The 22,248-nt window shown below is 45.7% G+C and carries 22 protein-coding genes and 1 riboswitch; of the genes, 3 read left to right on the forward strand and 19 right to left on the reverse strand.

Annotated features, from left to right (window positions below):
* The 18 genes from NIT04_RS12720 to NIT04_RS12805 all read right to left on the reverse strand — a co-directional run bounded on the left by NIT04_RS12720 (nt 1) and on the right by NIT04_RS12805 (nt 19,450).
* Nucleotides 1–825 carry a sulfite exporter TauE/SafE family protein gene (locus NIT04_RS12720; RefSeq protein WP_252503946.1) on the reverse strand — a complete coding sequence of 275 codons (825 nt, stop codon included), beginning with the start codon at nt 823–825 and terminating at the stop codon, nt 1–3.
* Between the two features lie 2 nt (nt 826–827).
* Nucleotides 828–1,688, reverse strand: coding sequence for a DUF72 domain-containing protein (locus NIT04_RS12725; protein ID WP_252503947.1), 861 nt, complete (start codon nt 1,686–1,688; stop codon nt 828–830).
* A 388-nt stretch (nt 1,689–2,076) separates the two neighbouring features.
* On the reverse strand, nt 2,077–3,474 hold the full coding sequence (gene sufB, locus NIT04_RS12730) for a Fe-S cluster assembly protein SufB (protein WP_252503948.1): 1,398 nt from the start codon (nt 3,472–3,474) through the stop codon (nt 2,077–2,079).
* A gap of 80 nt (nt 3,475–3,554) precedes the next feature.
* Nucleotides 3,555–3,995, reverse strand: coding sequence for a Fe-S cluster assembly sulfur transfer protein SufU (gene sufU, locus NIT04_RS12735; protein ID WP_252503949.1), 441 nt, complete (start codon nt 3,993–3,995; stop codon nt 3,555–3,557).
* Nucleotides 3,995–5,215 carry a cysteine desulfurase gene (locus tag NIT04_RS12740; RefSeq protein ID WP_252503950.1) on the reverse strand — a complete coding sequence of 407 codons (1,221 nt, stop codon included), beginning with the start codon at nt 5,213–5,215 and terminating at the stop codon, nt 3,995–3,997. The genes sufU and NIT04_RS12740 overlap by 1 nt, the downstream gene beginning before the upstream one ends.
* Nucleotides 5,215–6,519, reverse strand: coding sequence for a Fe-S cluster assembly protein SufD (gene sufD, locus NIT04_RS12745; RefSeq protein WP_252503951.1), 1,305 nt, complete (start codon nt 6,517–6,519; stop codon nt 5,215–5,217). Before sufD ends, NIT04_RS12740 begins: the two co-directional genes overlap by 1 nt.
* Nucleotides 6,520–6,537: 18 nt before the next feature.
* The gene (gene sufC, locus NIT04_RS12750) at nt 6,538–7,317 is read right to left on the reverse strand and encodes a Fe-S cluster assembly ATPase SufC (RefSeq protein WP_252503952.1); all 780 of its coding nucleotides are present in this window, start codon (nt 7,315–7,317) and stop codon (nt 6,538–6,540) included.
* A gap of 456 nt (nt 7,318–7,773) precedes the next feature.
* Complete coding sequence (locus tag NIT04_RS12755) at nt 7,774–8,973, reverse strand: dicarboxylate/amino acid:cation symporter (RefSeq protein WP_252503953.1); 1,200 nt, start codon at nt 8,971–8,973, stop codon at nt 7,774–7,776.
* A gap of 164 nt (nt 8,974–9,137) precedes the next feature.
* Nucleotides 9,138–9,983 carry a MetQ/NlpA family ABC transporter substrate-binding protein gene (locus NIT04_RS12760; protein ID WP_252503954.1) on the reverse strand — a complete coding sequence of 282 codons (846 nt, stop codon included), beginning with the start codon at nt 9,981–9,983 and terminating at the stop codon, nt 9,138–9,140.
* Between the two features lie 62 nt (nt 9,984–10,045).
* Nucleotides 10,046–10,714, reverse strand: coding sequence for a methionine ABC transporter permease (locus NIT04_RS12765; RefSeq protein ID WP_252503955.1), 669 nt, complete (start codon nt 10,712–10,714; stop codon nt 10,046–10,048).
* Complete coding sequence (locus NIT04_RS12770) at nt 10,707–11,720, reverse strand: methionine ABC transporter ATP-binding protein (RefSeq protein WP_252503956.1); 1,014 nt, start codon at nt 11,718–11,720, stop codon at nt 10,707–10,709. Before NIT04_RS12770 ends, NIT04_RS12765 begins: the two co-directional genes overlap by 8 nt.
* Nucleotides 11,721–11,816: 96 nt before the next feature.
* A riboswitch (SAM riboswitch) is annotated at nt 11,817–11,921 on the reverse strand.
* 56 nt (nt 11,922–11,977) lie between these two features.
* Complete coding sequence (locus NIT04_RS12775; protein ID WP_371922543.1) at nt 11,978–12,286, reverse strand: thioredoxin family protein; 309 nt, start codon at nt 12,284–12,286, stop codon at nt 11,978–11,980.
* Nucleotides 12,287–12,298: 12 nt separating this feature from the next.
* Nucleotides 12,299–12,640, reverse strand: coding sequence for a toprim domain-containing protein (locus NIT04_RS12780; protein ID WP_252503957.1), 342 nt, complete (start codon nt 12,638–12,640; stop codon nt 12,299–12,301).
* A 125-nt stretch (nt 12,641–12,765) separates the two neighbouring features.
* Entirely contained in the window at nt 12,766–13,149 is a 384-nt protein-coding gene (gene gcvH / locus NIT04_RS12785; protein WP_252503958.1) for a glycine cleavage system protein GcvH, read from the reverse strand.
* An 81-nt stretch (nt 13,150–13,230) separates the two neighbouring features.
* Nucleotides 13,231–13,590, reverse strand: a complete 360-nt coding sequence (locus tag NIT04_RS12790; RefSeq protein ID WP_252503959.1) for an arsenate reductase family protein — start codon at nt 13,588–13,590, stop codon at nt 13,231–13,233.
* 71 nt (nt 13,591–13,661) lie between these two features.
* On the reverse strand, nt 13,662–15,449 hold the full coding sequence (locus NIT04_RS12795) for an acyl-CoA dehydrogenase family protein (RefSeq protein ID WP_252503960.1): 1,788 nt from the start codon (nt 15,447–15,449) through the stop codon (nt 13,662–13,664).
* Between the two features lie 410 nt (nt 15,450–15,859).
* Complete coding sequence (locus tag NIT04_RS12800) at nt 15,860–17,035, reverse strand: acetyl-CoA C-acetyltransferase (RefSeq protein ID WP_252503961.1); 1,176 nt, start codon at nt 17,033–17,035, stop codon at nt 15,860–15,862.
* 30 nt (nt 17,036–17,065) lie between these two features.
* Entirely contained in the window at nt 17,066–19,450 is a 2,385-nt protein-coding gene (locus NIT04_RS12805) for a 3-hydroxyacyl-CoA dehydrogenase/enoyl-CoA hydratase family protein (RefSeq protein ID WP_252503962.1), read from the reverse strand.
* 209 nt (nt 19,451–19,659) lie between these two features.
* Here NIT04_RS12805 and NIT04_RS12810 point away from each other — a divergent pair, with 209 nt between their 5' ends.
* The 3 genes from NIT04_RS12810 (at nt 19,660) to NIT04_RS12820 (ending at nt 21,086) form a co-directional block, all read left to right on the forward strand.
* Entirely contained in the window at nt 19,660–19,980 is a 321-nt protein-coding gene (locus NIT04_RS12810; RefSeq protein WP_252503963.1) for a thioredoxin family protein, read from the forward strand.
* A gap of 107 nt (nt 19,981–20,087) precedes the next feature.
* Nucleotides 20,088–20,543 carry an STAS domain-containing protein gene (locus NIT04_RS12815; protein WP_252503964.1) on the forward strand — a complete coding sequence of 152 codons (456 nt, stop codon included), beginning with the start codon at nt 20,088–20,090 and terminating at the stop codon, nt 20,541–20,543.
* A gap of 24 nt (nt 20,544–20,567) precedes the next feature.
* Nucleotides 20,568–21,086: a C39 family peptidase gene (locus NIT04_RS12820; RefSeq protein WP_252503965.1), complete on the forward strand. Its 519-nt coding sequence runs from the start codon at nt 20,568–20,570 to the stop codon at nt 21,084–21,086.
* Between the two features lie 164 nt (nt 21,087–21,250).
* Here the strand turns inward: NIT04_RS12820 and NIT04_RS12825 are convergent, their stop codons facing one another.
* On the reverse strand, nt 21,251–22,141 hold the full coding sequence (locus NIT04_RS12825) for a 5'-3' exonuclease (RefSeq protein WP_252503966.1): 891 nt from the start codon (nt 22,139–22,141) through the stop codon (nt 21,251–21,253).
* Nucleotides 22,142–22,248 lie beyond the last annotated feature (107 nt).

A 22,248-nucleotide genomic window follows, 5' to 3' on the forward strand; every position in this document is an offset into this window, starting at 1 on the left:
TCAACCCCAAATCCCCTCGATGATTGACCTTACTCCGAATAATAACAGCATAATCCGCAACACGAGGACCAATGTATCCGAATTCATCTTCTTATTGAGCATCGTCCCGATCATGCCGCCGATATAAGCGCCCGGAATGACCGGAAGTGCATATAGCCAAGGCACATGCCCTAAAGAGATATGCGTGGCGGAGTTCACGATAGCTGACAGGAACACGATGAACATCGATGTACCGACTGCGATATGCGGCGGAAATAGGAAAAGAAGAATTAGCGCCGGTACAATCATCGTTCCGCCTCCGATGCCGAATAGGCCGGATGCAAATCCGATGATGAATGTCAGTATGAGTGCGAACCAGATTGGATATCCATACACATGTGTCTCTCCATGTGAATCAATAAACGTCCTCGGTTTGCCGCGCTCTACAAACCAATGAATCGGTTTTAAATACTTGCGCGCTAGCAATAAGATAGAAAGGACAATGAGCAAGATGCCGAAGTATAAATTAAATGATGGTAAATCCATTCCTTTATTTACAAACGCCCCAATCATTAGCCCTGGTATGGAGCCCACGAAAAAGATCCATCCCGTCCGGAAGTCGACTGTCTTCCCTTTCATATGCGAAATGGTGGAAGAAAGACCGTTAAAGATCATCATGATGACTGAAATTCCGACGACGCTTTGCGGCGTGATGCCCGGAATCCAACCAAAATTAATGCCGACTAATAGTGTCAGCGGCACAAGTATCGTTCCGCCTCCGAGCCCGACAATCGACCCCATCACGCCAGATATTGCACCGATAATTGCCAATAACAGAAACGCCATTCTTATTCCTCCTCAAAAAAATCAAGCTGCTTAGGTGCGAGTGCCTGGAAGTCAATGCCCATCATTTTTTGAAAGCGTTTTGCGTTCTCGGCTGCATGGCCACCAGAATTATTGTTGAAAATGACAAACACGTTCTCCGTTTCGCTCTCCAATTTTCGGACCGCCTCGCGAATCTCCTCCAATTCAATGTCCGCGTAATTATAGAGATATCGGACTTTACGCCATGCTTCACTATCACCTGTTGTATTTTTCCAGCCATTCACATTCCTGCCATGAAGGCGGACAAACACTTTATCGTTGCGTGTTGTTTCGGCAACGAGCGGGACGCTGCCAACACCAGCTTGCGGCTCATCACATACGGTATGAATGAAATTCATTTCCTCAAGAAATGAAAGCGTCCTATCTTGCATGCTTGGAACGTACCATGATTGGTGGCGGAACTCTATCCCCACGTCGTACCCTTCTAACTGACTCCGAATGTATCTAATCTGTTCAACATTTTCTCTTTTGCAATCAAACCATGGTGGAAATTGAACGAGAATCATAGCAAGCTTACCGACGTCCCGCATCGGATCGATAGAAAGCTTGAACTGCTGAAACATTTCTTCAGGAGTTGAATATGGAAGCTTTCCTCGTTGATGTCCCGTCATCCCTTGATAGGCCTTCACGATAAACTGGAAATCGTCAGGTGTTTCATCGATCCATTTTCGGATATTGCGTTCCGGTTGGATGGCGTAAAAGGATGCATCGAGCTCAACGATTGGAAAGTGAGAGCTGTAATCGATCAATTTTTCATTTTTCTTGGAGGTTGGGGAATAGACGTCTGGATGGTCTCCCCACCCTGTCAATCCGACTTGAATCATAGTATCCCTCTTTTCCGATCGTAGATGAATATTGTCATCATATCATATGTGCATGGGGTGATTCCGCCATTTTGCATAGACGTGGCTTTAAAATGGATTTGTCGATTTGTAACCGGATTTCCGCTTCAGGTGGACGCTTTCCGCGGGCGAGCGGTGAGCCAATCGAACAGCGAAGGGTTCGATTTGCCGTATTTCTGCGCTTTTTGCAGAAATTAAGGCATCCTCATCCTGCTCCCAACGCTTCGCTTTTGCTCGCAAAAGCCGTTCTTCGTGACGGCTTTCGCAGGAGTCGCCACCTTCCGCTTCAATCCTCGTTAACGCGCCTAATAAATATTATATAAGAACTAAAAAAACCGCCTGCAATGAGGCGGTTTTTCGTACTCTTTTATTAACCGATTGAACCTTCCATCTCGAACTTGATAAGGCGGTTCATTTCTACTGCGTATTCCATCGGCAATTCTTTTGTGAATGGCTCGATGAAGCCCATGACGATCATTTCAGTCGCTTCGAGCTCAGGAATTCCGCGGCTCATCAAGTAGAAGAGCTGCTCTTCTGATACCTTGGAAACTTTCGCTTCGTGCTCGAGTGAAATATTGTCGTTAAAGATTTCGTTGTATGGAATCGTATCAGACGTCGATAATTTATCCATGATGAGCGTGTCACATTCGATGTTCGCACGTGCACCGTCTGCACGGCGGCCGAAGTGGACAACTCCACGGTACGTTACTTTACCGCCATGTTGGGAAATCGATTTTGAAACGATTGTGGATGACGTGTTCGGCGCCAAGTGCATCATTTTTGCTCCTGCATCTTGGTGCTGTCCTTTACCAGCCAAAGCGATGGACAATGTCAGACCGCGTGCACCTTCACCTTTAAGGATACATGCAGGGTATTTCATTGTAAGCTTCGAACCGATGTTGCCGTCGATCCATTCCATCGTTGCGTTTTCTTCACACACTGCACGCTTCGTAACTAGGTTGTAAACGTTGTTTGCCCAGTTTTGAATTGTTGTGTAACGGCAGTACGCATCTTTTTTGATGAGGATTTCAACGACCGCACTATGAAGTGAGTTCGTCGTGTAAACAGGTGCTGTACATCCTTCAACATAGTGAACGCTTGCGCCTTCATCAACAATGATCAATGTACGTTCGAACTGGCCCATGTTTTCCGAGTTGATACGGAAATATGCTTGAAGTGGCGTTTCCACTTTGATGCCAGGTGGTACATAGATGAATGAACCTCCAGACCAAACAGCAGAGTTCAAAGCTGCGAACTTATTGTCTGTGTTCGGAATGACTGTTCCCCAATACTTTTTGAATAGCTCTTCGTTTTCACGTAAAGCCGAGTCTGTATCTTTAAACACGATTCCTAGGTCTTCAAGTTCTGATTTCATGTTGTGGTAAACAACTTCAGATTCGTACTGCGCAGATACACCAGCAAGGTATTTTTGCTCAGCTTCAGGAATCCCTAGTTTATCAAATGTACGCTTGATTTCTTCCGGAACTTCATCCCACGAACGCTCTGTCGCTTCGGAAGGTTTTACGTAATATGTGATTTCGTCGAAGTTAAGCGAATTCAAATCTCCGCCCCATTGAGGCATCGGTTTACTGTAGAAGATCTCAAGGGATTTCAGACGATAGTCCAACATCCATTGTGGCTCTTCTTTCATTCTCGAAATTTCTTCAACAATTTCACGAGTCAACCCACGCTCCGAACGGAAAACAGATACGTCCTTATCTGCGAAACCATATTTGTAATCGCCAATATCAGGCATTTTCTTAGCCATCATTATTCCTCCGTTCTAACATTTGTCTTACCTTGCCCCAGTTGCCCGGCTATACAACTTTTCGCCGGGAACTGTTTTGTTTATTGCTCGGAATCTTGCCCGATTCCCTTTTCCATCGCCTTCCATGCGAGCGTTGCACATTTGATGCGCGCAGGGAATTTGGCAACGCCGGATAGGGCTTCAATATCACCGAAATCAATGGAATCATCGATTTCTTTTCCGAGCATCATGTCAGAAAACAAATGGGCATACTTCACTGCCGTGTCCACGTCTTTGTTTTTGATAATTTGTGTCATCATCGATGCGGAGGCCATGGAGATCGAGCAGCCTTCTCCTTCGAACTTGGCATCCCGTACGATGCCATCCTCCACTTTAAGTGTCAAATGGATGACATCTCCGCATGTCGGATTATTCATGTCGATTGTGACATTGTTCTCTTCCAGTACACCTTTGTTCCGTGGATTTTTATAATGATCCATGATGACTGAACGATATAGCTGGTCTAAATTATTTGTTGGCATTATTGGAAATACTCCTTTGCAATACGGAGTCCTTCTACGAGACGGTCAACATCTTCTTCCGTGTTGTACAGATAGAAGCTTGCACGGGCTGTCGCTGAACATTCTAGCCATTTCATAAGCGGCTGCGCACAATGATGACCTGCCCGCACTGCGATTCCGTTCATATCTAGTACCGTGGCAAGATCATGTGGATGGACATTATCCAAATTGAACGTCACGATGCCGGCACGCTTTTCAGGATCAAGAGGTCCATAAATCGTCAAACCGTCAATCGTGGACATTTTCTCCATAGCATAACCTGCAAGCTCGTGTTCATGCCGTTCGATTTGATCTAAGCCGATCTCTTCCAAGAAATCGATGGCAGCGCCCAATCCGATGGCGCCTGCAATGATCGGCGTTCCTCCTTCGAATTTCCACGGAAGCTCTTTCCATGTAGATTCGTAAAGACCTACGAAATCGATCATTTCACCACCGAATTCAACCGGCTCCATTTCATTCAACAACTCTTTCTTCCCATAAAGGACACCAATCCCCGTAGGGCCACACATCTTATGGCCTGAAAAAGCGAGAAAATCGCAATCCAGGTTCTGGACATCTAGTTTCATGTGAGGCGCAGCCTGCGCACCATCGACGACCATCACTGCGCCATGGGCATGCGCAATCTCTGTAACTTCCTTAATAGGGTTCATCGTGCCGAGTACGTTGGACACGTACATCATCGAAACGATTTTCGTACGATCGGTGACTGTTTGACGAACTTTATCAAGGGACAGAGTGCCATCCTCTTCCAAAACGACATACTTCAGGATTGCACCTTTTTCCTTTGCCAATTGCTGCCACGGAATAATATTGGCATGGTGTTCCATATGGGTGATGACGATTTCATCGCCTTCGCCGACATTCGCGCGGCCATAGCTTTGGGCTACCATATTGAGGGCTGTCGTCGTTCCACGATTAAAGATGATTTCCTCTGTGGATTTCGCATTGATGAACTTGCGGACTTTTTCACGCGCCCCTTCATAATGATCCGTAGCTCGATTGCCTAATGTATGGACGCCACGGTGGACGTTCGCGTTGTCGTGCAAGTAGTAGTCACTGATTGCCTCAATGACTTGCCGCGGCTTTTGGGAAGTCGCGGCACTGTCTAAATATACGAGCGGATGCCCGTTGATCTCCTGGTCAAGTATCGGGAAATGTTTGCGGATGTCTTTGCTGAGCATTAGCGCACTTTCCTTTCGATAACCTCCGTCAATTGCTTCTTGACACCTTCGATTGGCAATTTGCTTACTACAGGTGCAAGGAAACCATGGATGACAAGGCGTTCTGCTTCCTGTTGCGAAATTCCACGGCTCATCAAGTAGAACAATTGAAGCGGATCTACACGGCCTACGGATGCAGCGTGACCGGCAGTAACATCATCTTCATCGATCAATAGGATCGGGTTCGCATCTCCGCGGGCTTTTTCACTTAGCATCAAAATGCGTGACTCTTGGACCGCGTTCGATCTAGTAGCACCTTTGGCAATTCTGCCGATGCCGTTAAAGATGGAAGAAGCGGACTCCTTCATTACGCCGTGCTTCAGGATGAATGCATCTGTATCAAGTCCCCAATGGACGATTTCAGATGTGAAGTTCTGCCTTTGGCTTCCTCGGCCGACAACGACAGTCTTCATATCACTTGAAGAGCCGTTTCCGACGAGGTGCGTAATGTTTTCAGAGATCGTATCGCTGTCGTTCATCAACCCTAACGCCCATTCGATTCGGCTGTTCACTCCAGCAACTCCTCGGCGGTTGACGTAAGTCGTGAATCCTTTAGCAAGGACGTCCACTGCACCATAGATGATTTTCGCGTTATCGCCTGCGAAAACTTCTGCAATGATATTTGCCTGTCCTGCAGCCTCTTCGACTGTGGACAGATAGTTCTCCACGTATGTCAAGGAGCTGTTCGCTTCAGCTACGACGATGACATGGTTGAAGAGGGATGCTTGTGCGTCATCGTGTAAAAATAGAACTTGAAGTGGTTCTTTTACTTCGACATTTTTCGGCACATAGACGAATACGCCACCATTCATAAGTGCTGCGTGCAGCGCTGTAAGTTTATGTTCATCCACTTTCACGCCATCCGTCATGAAGTACTTTTTCAATAGATCGGCATGTTCGCGTGAAGCAGTGAAGATATCCGTCAAGATGACGCCTTGCGCTTTCAATTCCTCTGAAAGGGAAAGGAATGCTGGTGTATTATTATGTTGTACATAAACGTTCTGTTGATCTGCGCCGACCAATTCTTTCGCTTCGGCAGGCAAATCTGCAAGTGTGGCGTATGTAGAGCTTTCCACTGCATGTACAGGGAAATCTACAAAGTTCCACTTGTCGATTTTTGTTTTATCTGGTGTTGGCATCGGAAGCTGTTCCACTTTCGCTAACGCATCTGCGCGGAATTCTGCCATCCAATCGGCTTCATTCATGTTTGCGGAAAAAGAGCGGACGTCCTGTTCGGTCAATGCCATTGTTGTTTCAACCGTCATTTTGAATCGTCCCCTTTCTTAAGCTTCTTGTCCAACTGTTTCGTCTTCGATTCCTAATTCTTCTTTAATCCAGTCATAACCGCTCGCTTCAAGCTGTTTCGCAAGCTCCGCTCCGCCGGATTTCACAACTCTGCCTTGCATCATAACGTGGACAAAGTCAGGCGTGATGTAGTTGAGGAGGCGTTGGTAGTGAGTGATGATCAGGCATCCGAATCCTTCTCCGCGCATTTCGTTGATTCCGTTGGAAACGACTTTCAAAGCATCGATGTCGAGTCCGGAGTCGATTTCGTCAAGTACCGCAAATTTCGGCTTGAGCATCATCAATTGAAGGATTTCGTTGCGCTTTTTCTCTCCGCCTGAGAACCCTTCGTTTAGATAACGTGTTGCCATATCTTGATCCATTTCAAGGACGTCCATTTTGCTGTCCAATTCACGGATGAATTTCATAAGGGATATTTCATCGCCTTCTTCACGGCGCGCATTGATTGCAGAGCGCATGAAGTCCGCGTTCGTTACTCCGTTAATTTCACTCGGGTATTGCATCGCAAGGAAAAGTCCCGCCTTCGCGCGCTCATCCACTTCCATTTCAAGGACATCTTCGCCATCAAGCAAGACAGACCCGGAAGTGACCTCATATTTAGGGTGGCCCATGATTGCAGATGCAAGTGTCGATTTACCGGTTCCGTTAGGTCCCATGATCGCATGGATCTCACCTGTATTGATTGTTAGGTTGACGCCTTTCAATATTTCCTTACCTTCAATTTCGACGTGAAGGTCTTTGATTTCCAAAGTTGCCATTCCAATACCTCCAATATGATAAAGATGAACGGGGTAAACCATTCTCTATTTAGTATCATTCTAATTTTAGCTCATTCTGCACGTTGTTGCAAATCATTAAGAATTATTATCGTTTTATGGGGAAAATACGATTATTTCAACGTTTTGCTATTTTATTTGCAAGGTAGGCCATTTTCAATTATCCGGCGCTTATTGAGAATCAATGAATTTAGTTTTTCATTTCCAACTAGCTATCATTAATAGAACCCGGATTTCCACTGCAGGCGGACGCTTTCCGTGGGCGAGCGCCGAGCCGCATCGTCGCTACGCTCCTGCTGGGTCTCGGCTGTCTCGCTTTCCCACAGGAGTCGCCGCCTTTCGCTTCAATCCTTAGCAAGTTCCTCTTAATTCAAATACAACTAAAAAAGTAGAAGATAGGAATAATTACTTCCCACTTCTACTTTTTAATTTTTATTATTACTCTGCTTCTACGCCTTTTACTTTTGGAGTTAGGCGGTCTACGATCATGGCTAGTGCTCCGTCGCCGGTTACGTTGGTGGCGGTGCCGAAGCTGTCTTGTGCCATGTAGAGCGCGATCATCAATGCGACCATTGATTCATCGAATCCTAGCATTGTGCCGAGCAGGCCGACTGCTGCCATTACGGCTCCTCCTGGGACTCCGGGCGCTGCAATCATTGTTACGCCTAGCATGAGGATGAAAGGCAGATAGCTTGAGAAGCTGAACGACATGCCGTTCATGAGCAGGACTCCGATTGAGCAGGATACGAGAGTGATCGTACTGCCGGACAGGTGGATCGTTGCGAATAACGGAACCGTGAAATCTGTTACTTTCTCAGAGGCTCCTGTCTTCTTCGCTTGTCTTAACGTCACTGGAATCGTAGCGGCCGATGATTGCGTCCCGATTGCTGTCATATAGGCAGGTGCCATCGTTTTCATTAAGTAGAATGGATTCTTCTTAGAAAGCGTTCCTGCAACCGTATATTGAACGACCAACATGACGATATGGAGCGCGATGACCATGACGAATACGAGTGAGAAGACCGACAACACTTTCGCCACTTGCCCGCTATATGTCATATTAAGGAATATGCCGAAAATATGGAAAGGTAATAACGGAATGATGACGAACGAAATAACTTTTTCGATTAGGGTATTCAACTCTTCAAAGAATGATAGCATCGTTTTACTGTTGATGGATGCCATTCCGATACCGAAAATGAAAGCGAGCAGTAATGCCGACATGACGCCCATCACCGGTGTCATTTCGAGTTCAAAAAATGTTACCGCCGGGGACTTCCCTGCGTTTTCAACAGATTCAGAGCCGATGCCGCCTATGAAATTAGGCAAAATCGTCGTTGCAGCAAAATATGCCAAGATTCCTGCTGCAATCGTAGAAGCATATGCAAGCACAGTAGCCAATCCTAACAATTTTCCAGAACCGCTACCAAGTTTCGCTATTCCAGGTGCTATGAATGCAATAATAATAAACGGTACTACAAAGTTCAAAAATCCGCCGAAAATCATGTTGAACGTCGCGAATAATCTGGTGAACCAGTGTGCAAAACCTTCATGTATTTCTGGGAGCAACAAACCGATGCCCACCGCAAGCCCTATAGCGATAATGATTCGCCATATGAGGCCTAACTTCCTCTTCATAAAATGTCCTCCTCAAATGTACAAATGTTTACTAAAACAATAAAACCACCTTACCATAGTGAAGAAAAAATGGGAACACCTTTATGAATTTTTATACTTTATCAGGATAACAAAAACCGCCTGCCTCCGATAAAACGGAAGCAGACGGCGTAACTTACTCTTGATTATTTAACAGGAACGACAGAGCCATTCCATTCATTCAATATGAAATCTTGGATCTCTTCGGATGTCAACACTTCTACAAGCGCTTTGATTGCATCGCTGTTTTCATCCCCAGAACGAACCGTAATGACGTTTACGTAAGGTGAATCCGTTTTTTCAATGGCGATTGAATCTTCAAGTGGGTTCAAGCCCGCATCGATTGCATAGTTAGAGTTGATCAAAACAGCATCGCCTTCATTATTATTGTAAAGAGTTGGAAGTAATGCTGCTTCGTAATCCGGCTCAAACTGTAGGTTTTTCGGATTGTCCACAATATCTGAGAGTTCCGCTTTCACTTTATCAACACCCTCAGCAAGTGTGATCAAGCCATTTTCTTCAAGCATTTCAAGAACACGACCATGATCCGAAACCGAGTTGCTCATAAGGACCGTTGCACCGTCAGGCAATTCATCTAATGATTTATATTTCTTCGAATAAACACCCATCGGTTCGATATGGATTCCTCCCGCATTGACAAAGTCGTAGCCGAAATCAGCCATTTGACTTTCCAAGTAAGGGATGGTCTGGAAATAGTTCGCATCCAATAGACCTGATTCTAAGTCTTTGTTCGGTAATATATAGTCCTGGTATGTTTCGATTTCCAAGTCGATGCCTTTTTCCTGCAACAACGGCTTCACTTTTTCCAAAATGACGGCATGTGGTGTATTGGAAGCACCGACTACGAGTTTCGTCTGTTCACCAGAAGCATTCTTGCTGCCTGTCGCCCCATCTTCCTTATCTTTCGTTCCGCATGCTGCCAATGCAAGCACAAGAACTGCCAACAATAATGCCGATAATACCTTTTTCATAAACCCTCTCTCCATTCATAGCTGATTTTTATAATTAACAGGAGACTCTGCAACCCTGTAAATTAACGTTTGTCCAATTTCTTCACTGCGAAATCTCCGATAATCTGTATAGCAAATACAATGATTAAGATAATGACCGTTGCGACAATCATGACATCGGTTCGACTTCTCTGGAATCCTTCGTAATACGCAAGGTTCCCGAGCCCACCAGCACCAATTACACCTGCCATTGCAGTATAGCCTACGAGCGCAATTGCCGTTACCGTAATACCAGAAATGAGGGCGGGCATCGATTCGGGCAATAACACCTTGAAGATGATCGTACTTGTTTTGGCACCCATCGATCTTGCCGCCTCGATGACGCCTCTATCGATTTCACGCAAGCCAATCATAACCATCCGCGCGTAAAACGGTGCAGCCCCGATGACAAGAGCCGGGATGGCAGCTTCCGGACCACGGATCGTTCCAACGATCAACGTTGTGAACGGGATTAATAGAATGATTAATATTATGAAGGGAATAGAACGGAATATATTGACGAATGCTCCCGTCACACCATATATCAGTTTATTTGTCCAAAGTTGGCCGGGACTCGATAAGAATAGGAGAACTCCGAGAACGAGCCCGAAAATGAATGTATATAAAGTAGAAAGCCCGGTCATATATAAAGTTTCAATAGTAGCTACCCACATCTTTTCCCAATCTACATGGGGAAATAAATTTTCAATCATTGCCGATCACCTCTGTCTGTACACCAAGTTCATGAAGATAGGCAATCGCCATATCAATATCATTTTCATTGCCGAGAAGCTGTAATATGAGCGAACCATATGCGCCGCCTTTCGTGTGGGAAATATTCCCTTGCACGATATTCACATCTATATCGAATTTACGGATCAAGCTCGCCAGAACGGGGTGCTCTGTCCTTTCCCCAACAAAGACAAGTTTGATGAGCGTGCCTCCTGGTATGTGGGCAAGCACCTCTTCGGTTCCTTCCGGTTCCGTCACTTGGGATACGAACCGCTTCGTAATCGGGGCTTGCGGCGATTGAAACACATCAAGCACAGGACCGAGTTCTACAACTTTCCCAGCCTCCATGACTGCCACACGATGGCAGATCTTCCGGATGACATGCATTTCATGTGTAATCAGTACGATTGTCAAACCTAGTCGTTCATTGATATTCGTCAACAGATCGAGAATTGCGTCTGTCGTTTCCGGGTCTAGCGCTGATGTCGCTTCGTCGCATAGCAGAACTTCAGGATCGTTCGCTAACGCCCTAGCAATTCCGACACGTTGCTTTTGACCGCCGGACAGCTCTGATGGATAGGCATTCTCCCTTCCGCTCAGACCTACGAGCTCTATCAGTTCCGCTACTTTCCTTTCACGCTCCGCTTTCTTCACACCCGCGATTTCAAGTGGAAAAGCAATATTCTGCTTAACGGTACGGGACCAGAGCAAGTTGAAATGTTGGAAGATCATGCTGATTTTTTGACGGGCTACCCGTAGCTCTTTGCCTGTAAACGCCGATATTTCACGGTTACCAATTTTAATTGTTCCAGTTGTTGGTGTTTCAAGACCATTCAAAAGGCGGATCAATGTACTTTTTCCGGCACCACTATAGCCGATGATACCAAAGATTTCTCCCTCCTCAATCGTAAGGGAAACACCATCTACCGCAAGTATTTCATCATTCGTCGCACCAAAACTTTTTTTGACGTCTTTCAATTGGATCATCATTATCACCTCTACACTATCTTGTCCAAAATAAAAGCCTTTCTGCAGACAAGCAGAAAGGCTAAAACGTTATATCCAAATAAACGTCAATCCGATCTCTCATCTCTCAAAGCAAACGCTTTGTGTGACTTGGCACCATTTCACTTACGTGACGGTTGCCGGGCTTCATAGGGCACTTCCCTCCACCTCTCTCTATAAGAGCGACATATTCAGCTAATGTTAATAGATATACTTATATCATGAATATCTGAAGTATGTCAACCTATTTTCTCAAGAAGGTGCGGAATGGAGTGAAATGCGTAAACTTTATGAATCACTTCTCCATCCTTCTGAATTAATAAACAAGGGACGCTTTCGATTTCATAATCGACAGCGAGATCTTCTACATAATTCAAGTCAGCCTTCCCGATAGGCAGATCTGGCTTCATGGCAGCAATGACTTCCACCATTTTAGAAGCAACTGCACAAGTTCCGCACAACGGCGTATATAAATAAAATATCGATTGATGAGCATCAGTTTTGCTCATTTCCCACTGTTCACGTGTCCAGTTTTCGATATTGGCCACTATTCATCACCTTCAAAGTAAAAATTCGGGACGCACATCAAAATTTTCGGAGAGGAGGACGGCCGCAAGCACACGGTATGGAGTCGTTTCAACTTGGCGGTATGCCCGTTCCGTATAGAGATGGATGGCTTCAGGATAATCCCTCTTGAATAAAGACCGGATCTTCTCTCCGGATTCATCGGCATCCAGAAAAACGAACAGCTCACAATCCTCATAAGGCATAAGCATCTCTTCGATGCGGTACGGACTGACTGTCCCATTCGTGCAAATGATCTCAACCGGTTCCGCAAGCACCTTTTGCAGCCTTTTCCGGTCCGACCCACCTTCGACGATTAATACTTTTCGAATCTCCATTTGCACGACGCCTCCTTAACAGACGTAGTCATAACCTTAGAAGTTTACCCACAAATCTAGAATTTATAGTTTCCTATCCATTGAAAAAAGCGCCGGAGTCTAATATCCAGGCGCCACTTTATTATTTACTCGCCGACAGTCATTTTGTCATAGTCTTCAGCTGACATAAGTGCATCTAGTTCCGATTCGTCTGATGCTTCTACAACGATCATCCAAGCACCTTCAAACGGAGATTCGTTCACTAACTCAGGGCTGTCTTCCAATTCTTCGTTCACTTCGACAACTTTACCACTGATTGGAGCATACAATTCAGATACAGTTTTCACCGATTCGACACTTCCGAATGGCTCGCCAGTCTTCACTTCATCTCCAACTTGTGGTAATTCGACGAAAACGATATCGCCAAGTTCGGATTGTGCAAAATGGGTAATACCAATACGATACTTTCCACTTTCATCCTTAACCCATTCGTGTTCTTCTGAATAACGTAAGTCTTTAGGTGTGTTCATCCCGTACCCCTCCATAAGTATACATTTAGTCACTTCAGTATTAATTTTGACATATTCCGATGGTAAAGACAAGAAAGTATATTAAGCTCCCCACACTTCTGTAAACTGGTCTTCTTTGAAGCCGACCGTCACTTTCGAGCCATCTGTCACAAGCGGTCGTTTCATAAGCATGCCGTCTGTAGCTAGCAGCTCCACTTTTTCGTCATCCGTCATTCCTGGAAGCTTGTCCTTCAAGTTCAATTCACGGTATTTCATTCCGCTCACATTGAAGAATTTTTTAATATCCAGTCCGGAATTACTAATCATTTGTTGAAGTTCCTCTTTCGTCGGTGGGTTTTCAACGATATGGACGTCTTCGAACTCCAACCCATTGTTTTCCAACCACTTTTTCGCTTTCCTGCAAGTCCCGCATTTCGGATACCCATAGTAAACCAAGGCCATTTCGCAACACCTCCATTTTCCCCAAGTATAACAGAGAAACCGCCCAGGATAAAAACCAGGGCGGCGTGCAATCAAACGACGTATTTTTCAGCGTCGATCAATTTGGCGGATGCTTCGCGTTTTTTCGCGATGATGTTGTAAGGATTTGAACGCGTCAATTTGCGTAATGCAGAGAGCATCATGCGTTGGTTATCCCCTTCGACAGATGCAAGAAGTGTCTCCTTCGCGTCCTTTTCAATTGCCTCGAACGCTTCCTGACAGAAGATTTCCGTGTAAAGGATTTTTTGCTTCTCTTTCTCTTCCCCGTTTTTAGCAATCGCTTTCTCTGTCCGGAGCAATGCGGATTCCATCGCAAAGATGTTATTTGCGATATCGGCGATGTTCACAAGAACTTCCTGCTCTGCTTCAAGCTTTGTGCCGAAACGTTGAGCGGCCATTCCAGCTGCAAGCAAGCCGATTTTCTTCGCGTTTTTCACAAGTACTTTTTCTTGGTCAAGCGCTTCATCGCCGATTTCTTCAGGCATCATCATGAGCAGCTCTTCCTGTAAACTTTGTGCCTTTTCAAGCAAAGGCAATTCGCCTTTCATCGCTTTTTTCAAGAATGTGCCTGGTACGATCAGACGGTTGATTTCATTTGTTCCTTCGAAGATACGGTTGATGCGTGAATCACGGTAAGCGCGCTCCACTTCATACTCTTGCATGAAACCATATCCACCATGCAATTGAACAGCTTCGTCGACTACGTAGTCAAGCACTTCGGAACCGACAACTTTGTTGATCGAGCATTCGATTGCATATTCTGCAATGGAAGCCGCAACCGCTTTGCCGTCTTTTTGCTCTTCTGGAGTCATTTGGCTGTTGCGCTCTTCAAAGTAACCTACTGTACGGTAGATCAAACTTTCCGTCGCATAAATCTTCGAAGCCATTGTCGCAAGTTTTTCTTTTGTCAGGTTGAATGAAGAAATCGGTGTTTTGAACTGTTGACGCTGATTCGCATACGTAACCGCCAATTCAAAAGCACGTTTGGAACCTCCGACTGTTCCAACACCCAATTTATAGCGTCCGATGTTTAAGATGTTAAATGCGATGACATGCCCTCTGCCGATTTCACCTAACAGGTTTTCTACCGGTACTTGAGCATCTTCTAGAATGAGTGTGCGTGTAGAAGACGACTTGATGCCCATCTTCTTCTCTTCCGCTCCGACAGAAACGCCCGGGAATTCCCTTTCAACGATGAATGCAGTGAATTTATCGCCATCCACTTTTGCATAGACGACGAATACGTCTGCGAATCCTGCGTTCGTGATCCATTGCTTTTCGCCGTTCAACACATAGTGAGTGCCGGCTTCGTTCAGCTTCGCTGTCGTCTTCGCGCCGAGCGCGTCCGACCCGGAGCCTGGCTCAGTCAATGCATAAGCTGAAATTTTGTCGCCTGACACGGAGTTCGGCAAATATTTTTTCTTCTGTTCTTCATTACCGAAAAGGACGATCGGCAATGTTCCGATTCCGACGTGTGCGCCGTGAGTGATGGAGAAGCCGCCTGCAACGGACATCTTTTCTGCAATCAACGCAGATGAAATTTTATCAAGGCCGAGGCCGTCGTACTCTTCAGGTACATCTGCACCGAGAAGACCAAGATCCCCTGCAGATTTTAATAGTTTGACAGAATGTTCGAATTCATGGTTTTCCAAGTTTTCTACGACTGGAAGGACTTCGTTTTTCACATAGTCCTCTGTCGTTTTTGCGATCATTTTTTGCTCATCCGAGAAGTCTTCGGGTGTGAATACGCGTGAAGCTTCGATGTCTTCAATGAGGAATGCTCCTCCGCGGATGAAATCTTTTGTTGTTGTTTCAGTCATTGTAATTCCTCCCTTAAATTGTTAATAAAATTTCCTATAGAACGGATTTCCGTTGCAGGCGGACGCTTTCCAATCGAACAGCGAAGGGTTCGATTTGCCGTATTTCTGCGCCTTTTGCAGAAATTAAGGCAGCCTGCAATATCCTGCTCGCAACGCTACGCTTTTGCTCGCAAACGCCGTTCTACGTTACGGCGTTCGCTATTCCCCCAGGAGTCGCCGCCTTTCGCTTCAATCCTTGGTGACTACTTTAGATATTCACAATCCCCTGCAAATACGCATAAACGCTGCCAGTTACGCATAAATCACTGAAAAGCCGCATAAACGGTCCCAATTACGCATAATCCGCCGGAAAGACTCATAACTACACGCAGATACGCATAAAAGCTGCTAATTGCTCATAAATACATTTCTTACAGCATTTCAAACACGCCGGCTGCGCCCATTCCGCCGCCGATGCACATGGTGACGACGCCGAATTGCTTGCCTTGGCGTTTCAGTTCGTTCATCAGTCTTAGGGTCAGGACGGATCCTGTTGCGCCGAGCGGATGGCCGAGCGCGATTGCGCCGCCGTTGACATTCACTTTATCCATATCCAAGCCTAAGTGGCGGATGACTTGCAGTGATTGGGATGCGAATGCTTCGTTCAATTCCCATAGGTCGATGTCTTCGATTGAGAGTCCTGCAAGCTTCAATGCTTTGGGAACCGCTTCAATCGGTCCGATGCCCATCACTTCCGGGGGTACGCCCCCTACCGCGAACGAACGGAATTTTGCAATTGGCTTCAAGCCTTGACCTTCCGCGATTTCACGGTCCATCAAGAGGACGGATGCCGCGCCATCGGACGTTTGAGATGCGTTTCCGGCAGTGACGGATCCTTTCACCGAGAATGCCGGGCGTAATTTCGCCAACACTTCCATCGTTGTGCCGGTTCGCACACCTTCATCCATTTCAAATCGAACTGTTTTTTCCTGATATTTGCCTTTTTCATCCACAAAGCGCTTCACGACTTCCACAGGGACGATTTCATCTACAAATTTCCCTTCGGCAATCGCTGCTGCCGCTTTTTCGTGAGAACGGACTGCAAATGCATCTTGGTCTTCCCGGCTGACGCCGTATTTCACTGCCACTTGCTCGGCTGTGTGACCCATGCCCATATAGTATTGGGGAGCCGTTTCAGCCAACTTGAAGTTCGGCCTGATCGTATTCCCCATCATCGGCACCATGCTCATCGATTCAACGCCGCCAGCTATGATCGCTTCGGAATGGCCCAGCATGATTCGCTCTGCCCCATAAGCGATCGATTGGAGGCCGGACGAACAGAACCGGTTGATCGTAATCGCCGGCGTCGTATCCGGCAATCCTGCTAGCGCCCCGATATTGCGGGCGACGTTCATGCCTTGCTCCGCTTCCGGCATTGCACATCCAATGATCAAGTCATCTATTGGTCCATCGTATCCATTTGCCCGTTTCAAAGTTTCTTTAATTGTCAATGCTCCCAGATCATCCGGGCGCACAGTTGCCAGAGAGCCACGGCCCGCTTTTCCGACCGGCGTCCTTGCACCTGCTACAATTACTGCTTCACGCATTCGACTTCCTCCTTTTGCTATCTATGCAGATCAGTTACGCAGCGGCTTCCCTTTCAGAAGCATATGCTGCATCCGCTGTTGTGATTTCGGTTCTTGGACTAGACTCAAGAATGCTTCCCGTTCAAGGTCCAACATGTATTGTTCATCGACAAGAGTTCCATAAGGCACTTTTCCGCCTGACAAAACAAATGCGAGCTTTTTCGCTATTTTCAAATCGTGCTCACTAATATAGCCTGACAGGTACATACCTTCTGCGCCGAGTAGCAACGTTGCATACCCGGAATCTCCCGTGACCGGAATCTTCTCCTTCTTCGGTGCGGTATAGCCAGCCTCATACAATGCCAATGCAGCCTGCTTCGCGTCATAAATCAAGTGATCCGGGTTGACGCTGATGCCGTCCGCGAAGTCGAGGAAGTTGTTCTCCTTCGCCTCTTCAGCAGATGTCGACACTTTTGCCATCGCAATCGTTTCGAACACTTTATTCGCAACGTATTGGTAATCCACGTGCACGCCGTTCGGCAAACCTTTCAGATGCTTCGTATACAAGTTGACGTTGCCAGCCCCTCCAGGAATCAAGCCGACACCGACTTCAACCAGTCCGATATACGTTTCCATCGAAGCTTGGATATGCGCAGCCGGCAAGCACACTTCCGCCCCTCCGCCGAGCGTCATCTGGAATGGCGCCGCAACGACCGGCTTCCGGCAATACTTAATTTTCATCATCGCATTTTGGAATGAACGGATTGTATAATCTAGTTCAAAAATATTGTCGTCCTGCGCTTCCATCAGAATCATGCCGAGATTCGCACCGACACAGAAGTTCTTCCCTTGGTTTCCGATGACAAGGCCTTTATAATTCTTTTCAACTTCATCAATCGCAAAGTTGATCATTTGGATAATGTCCAGACCGATTGCATTTGATTGGGAATGGAACTCCAAAAGAGCGATACCGTCCCCGAGATCGATCAGGCTAGCGCCGGAATTTTTCTTGATGACGCCGTGTTTTTTCTTGTACAGCTTCAAATCGATCGCTTTTTCATTGACAGTAACCGGCTTGTAGCCTTCTCCATCATAGAAATAGAGGTCGCCATCTTCTTCCTTGTAGAACGTTTCGAACCCGTTCTCGAGCATTTGTTGAACGAATGCCGGGATCTCTTCATTTTCCTCTTTCATCTTCTCTACCGATTTGGCAACGCCGATTGCATCCCAAATTTCAAATGGTCCTTGCTGCCAGCCAAAGCCCCATTTCATCGCGTTGTCGATTGCGACGATATCGTCCGCAATTTCACCCGTCAATTCAGCAGAATAGCGCAGTGTCGGTGAAAGGATGCTCCAAAGGATTTCTCCTGTGCGGTCATTTGCGTACACGAGCGTTTTTACTTTATTCGCAAGCCCTTTTTGTTGCTTCGCCATTTCAATTGAAGGCGTTTTCAATTTCTTCATCGGGCCATATTCGAATGTTTCAGGGTCAAGTTCAAGGATCTCTCTACCTTCCTTCAAGTAGAATCCTTGTTTCGATTTTGCACCTAACCATCCATTGTCGATCATTTTCTTCATGAAAGCCGGCAGTTCGAACACTTTTTGCTCTTCGCCTTCCGTTTTGTCATACGCGTTTTTCGCTACGTGCATGAACGTGTCCAGCCCAACGACATCCAACGTACGGAAAGTTGCGGACTTCGGACGCCCGATCAATGTTCCTGTCACCGAGTCGACTTCTCCGATTGAATAGCCCCTCTTCTCCATTTCCCGGAGCGTTATAAGAAGGCCGTACGTTCCAATTCGGTTTGCAATGAAATTCGGCGTGTCTTTAGCAATAACGACGCCTTTCCCTAAACGATCCTCTCCGAAATTCAACATAAATGAGAGAACTTCCGGATCCGTCTTTTTCGTCGGAATCACTTCAAGCAACTTCAAATAACGCGGCGGATTGAAAAAATGCGTCCCAAGGAAATGCTTTTGGAAGTCTTCTGAACGCCCTTCAGCCATCGCCTCAATGCTGATCCCCGATGTATTGGAGCTGACAATGGTACCCGGTTTCCGGACTGCATCTATTTTTTCATACAAACTTTTTTTAATATCCAAGTTCTCGACAATGACTTCGATAATCCAGTCAACATCTTTCAATTTTTCCAAGTCGTCCTCGAAATTGCCGACTTCAATAAGTGATAAATTCTTTTTAGAAGCCAATGGCGCCGGCTTCTGCTTCAAAAGCTTCTCCACAGCTGTCGCCGCAAACTTATTGCGGACTTGCGGGTGCTCTACTGTTAGGCCCTTTGCTTCTTCCTGTTCTGTCAGCTTGTTTGGAACGATGTCCAGCAGAAGGACAGGAATGCCGATATTGGCGAGATGGGCTGCAATGCCAGATCCCATTACACCTGAACCTAATACTGCCGCTTTCTTAATTTGATATGCCACGTTGCAATGCCTCCCTTATTCTTTTGAATGAACACTCATTCATTTTATGAGTAAAAAAAATAGAAACGGTCTCTATATCTATTAGTCTAAATCATTCTCTTCTTTTTCGCAATATTGAAATGTATTTTTTCCCTATTTTTGTTATGGGCATTTTATTACCTTGATTCAGTAAAAGAAGGTAAACTACTTAGTAAAGGAGTGTGTTCAATATGAAATCAATCACAACAGTAGAAGAATTCAACAAGGTCATCAACAGCGACAACAAATCGCTTATCAAATTCCAGGCGGGCTGGTGCCCTGATTGCACACGCATGGATATGTTCATCGATCCGATCGTAAAAGAATATGATATGTATACATGGTATGACGTGGATCGTGATGTGTTGCCTGAAATCGCGGAGAAATATGAAGTAATGGGTATCCCAAGCTTGCTTATTTTCCAAAATGGAGAAAAGAAGGCGCACTTACATAGCGCAAATGCAAAAACACCTGATCAGGTGACAGATTTTCTTGAAACTGTGAAATCATAACGTAAAGTAGTGGAGGGGGCAACCGATGATGCCTCCTCCACTTTTATTCTGCCCATTTCATACTGTTATCGTATAATAGAAGAAAAACATATATGCTGAGGTGCCAAATGGATTACGATAAAGAGATAGAGAAATATAAAGAAAGAATTGCCTTTCTGGAGAAAACGATTAAAAATTTATCCGTTCCGATTATCTCGACACTTGTCGATGATACTATTCTCGTGCCGATTGTCGGCTATACGGGGTCTGAACGGTTTGAGCTGATCCGCACAGTTGTATTGGAGTATCTAGACAAACACCGGAGCGTAAATTGTGTTGTTTTTGATTTTACTGCAGCTGATTTGGATGAAAAGGAAATACATGAATATGACTCGCTCGCACAGGAATTGCAAATGCTCAACAATACATTAAAGCTGATGGATGTCCGACCAATTTCAGTCGGCTTCAATCCGCTGATTGTCAGAAAGATCATTGCTGCTGGCGTCCAAATGGAATTTGAATCATATGTCAATTTCAGGACTGCACTTAAAACCCTCCTGAAAGAAAAAAAGACTACGCTGTAAATCTCTTATTGGAGGGTTAGGCGAATGAAACATGTCGAAGGTTTTCAAGGCAAATCGCAGTACGATGATGAAATCGATAAGCATTTTCAGCCTTCCGCTTGCGGCCCTGTCACTGCATTCACGATTATCCGACATCACCTGCTCGATACGGGCATGCAAGTGAATGATTTGTATCGTATGCTCGGGGGGACTCGAATCGGCTTGTTCAAATGGCGCTTCATCCGCAATTTACGTAGGTTGCTCGGTTCGGGATGGCGGGTTGAAGAGTGTCAGATCGAGGACGTGAAGAAAGAGATCGATGAAGGTCGGCCTGTTGCGGCGAAGTTCGATAAATGGTTTTCATTCCATTGGTTCGGCAATTTTGCATTTGATTATCATTGGGTTCCAGTCATCGGTTATAAAGAATCCGAAAGCGGACTTATTTTGCTCGTCCACGATAATGGAGGGCGGAACCGTGATAGCCGTATCCGGGAAATTGCCTATGAACCTAACCGGTCCATCCTCTCATTCATAAAAATCATAAAAACCACTGCCGACAAGTAAGCAGTGGTTTTTTCATACATTCAAATACGCATAAATTCTTCTACATACGCATATTTCCTCGAAAAAGTCCATAAACGCATCTAGATACGCATAAACTCTCCCAAATACGCATAACCGCTTTCAAAAGCTCATAAAACGGATAACTCACGCATAAACGACCGCAATTAAGCAATCAACTCTGGAAATAATGAATTCAGCTGTCTGACGATCATGGAATATCCTTTTTCCTCTAACTGCCCTCTCGCTTCATTATAATCCGGGAGGATCAATTGCTCGAGAGGTTCATTGAATTCAAGCTCGCAATGAATTTGCGCGAGTTTTTTGGAGAGGAGCAGCATGTCCATATCCGTTTCGATTTTCTTCCTCATTCCTGGGGCAAGATCCTCTATTGACTCAATGACACTTTCGACCGTTCCATATTCCTTTACGAGTTTCAATGCTGTTTTCGGACCGATCCCTTTTACGCCGGGATAGCCGTCGCTCGTATCTCCCGTAAACGCCTTCACTTCAACGAATCGCTCTGGTGCAATTTCGTATTCTTCAACAAAACGTTCTTCTGAATATATATCGTATACGTTATATCCTTTTTTCATGAAAGCGATGCGCACCCCCGGACGCAGCAACTGTAAAAGGTCTTTATCGCCGGTCACAATCGTAATGTCCGCCTTGCCCTCCCATTCACAGACGAGCGAGCCGATCAAATCGTCGGCCTCCATTCCAGGGATACCGTAGTTCTTCCAACCGATCAGCTCGGACACTTCCCGCGTCATATCAAATTGCGGCACTAATTCAGGAGCAGGCGCCGGTCGGTTCGCTTTATACCCGTTGAATAGGTCATTCCTAAAAGTGTGTGCACCCATGTCCCAACAGACCGCCATATGGGTAGGGTTGAAAATGGAAGCTGCAGTCAATGCATGGCGGGCAAATCCTTGAACGCCATTTGTCGGAACTCCTTCATCGTTCGGGAAGAAATGCCCCATCGCCGACGTTGCAAAAAACGATCTAAATAATAGGGCCATGCCGTCAACTAGCAAAATATGTGGTTTATTCTCCATTAATTTGTCCTCCTCATTACTTTTCTCACTTACACGTACTCTCTCCAATACTCCAATGATATCAAACTTTACACCGTGATTGAAGGTAACCTATTGATTTGATTGAT

The organism is Sporosarcina sp. Marseille-Q4943, assembly GCF_943736995.1.
In the GTDB taxonomy this organism is placed as follows: domain Bacteria; phylum Bacillota; class Bacilli; order Bacillales_A; family Planococcaceae; genus Sporosarcina.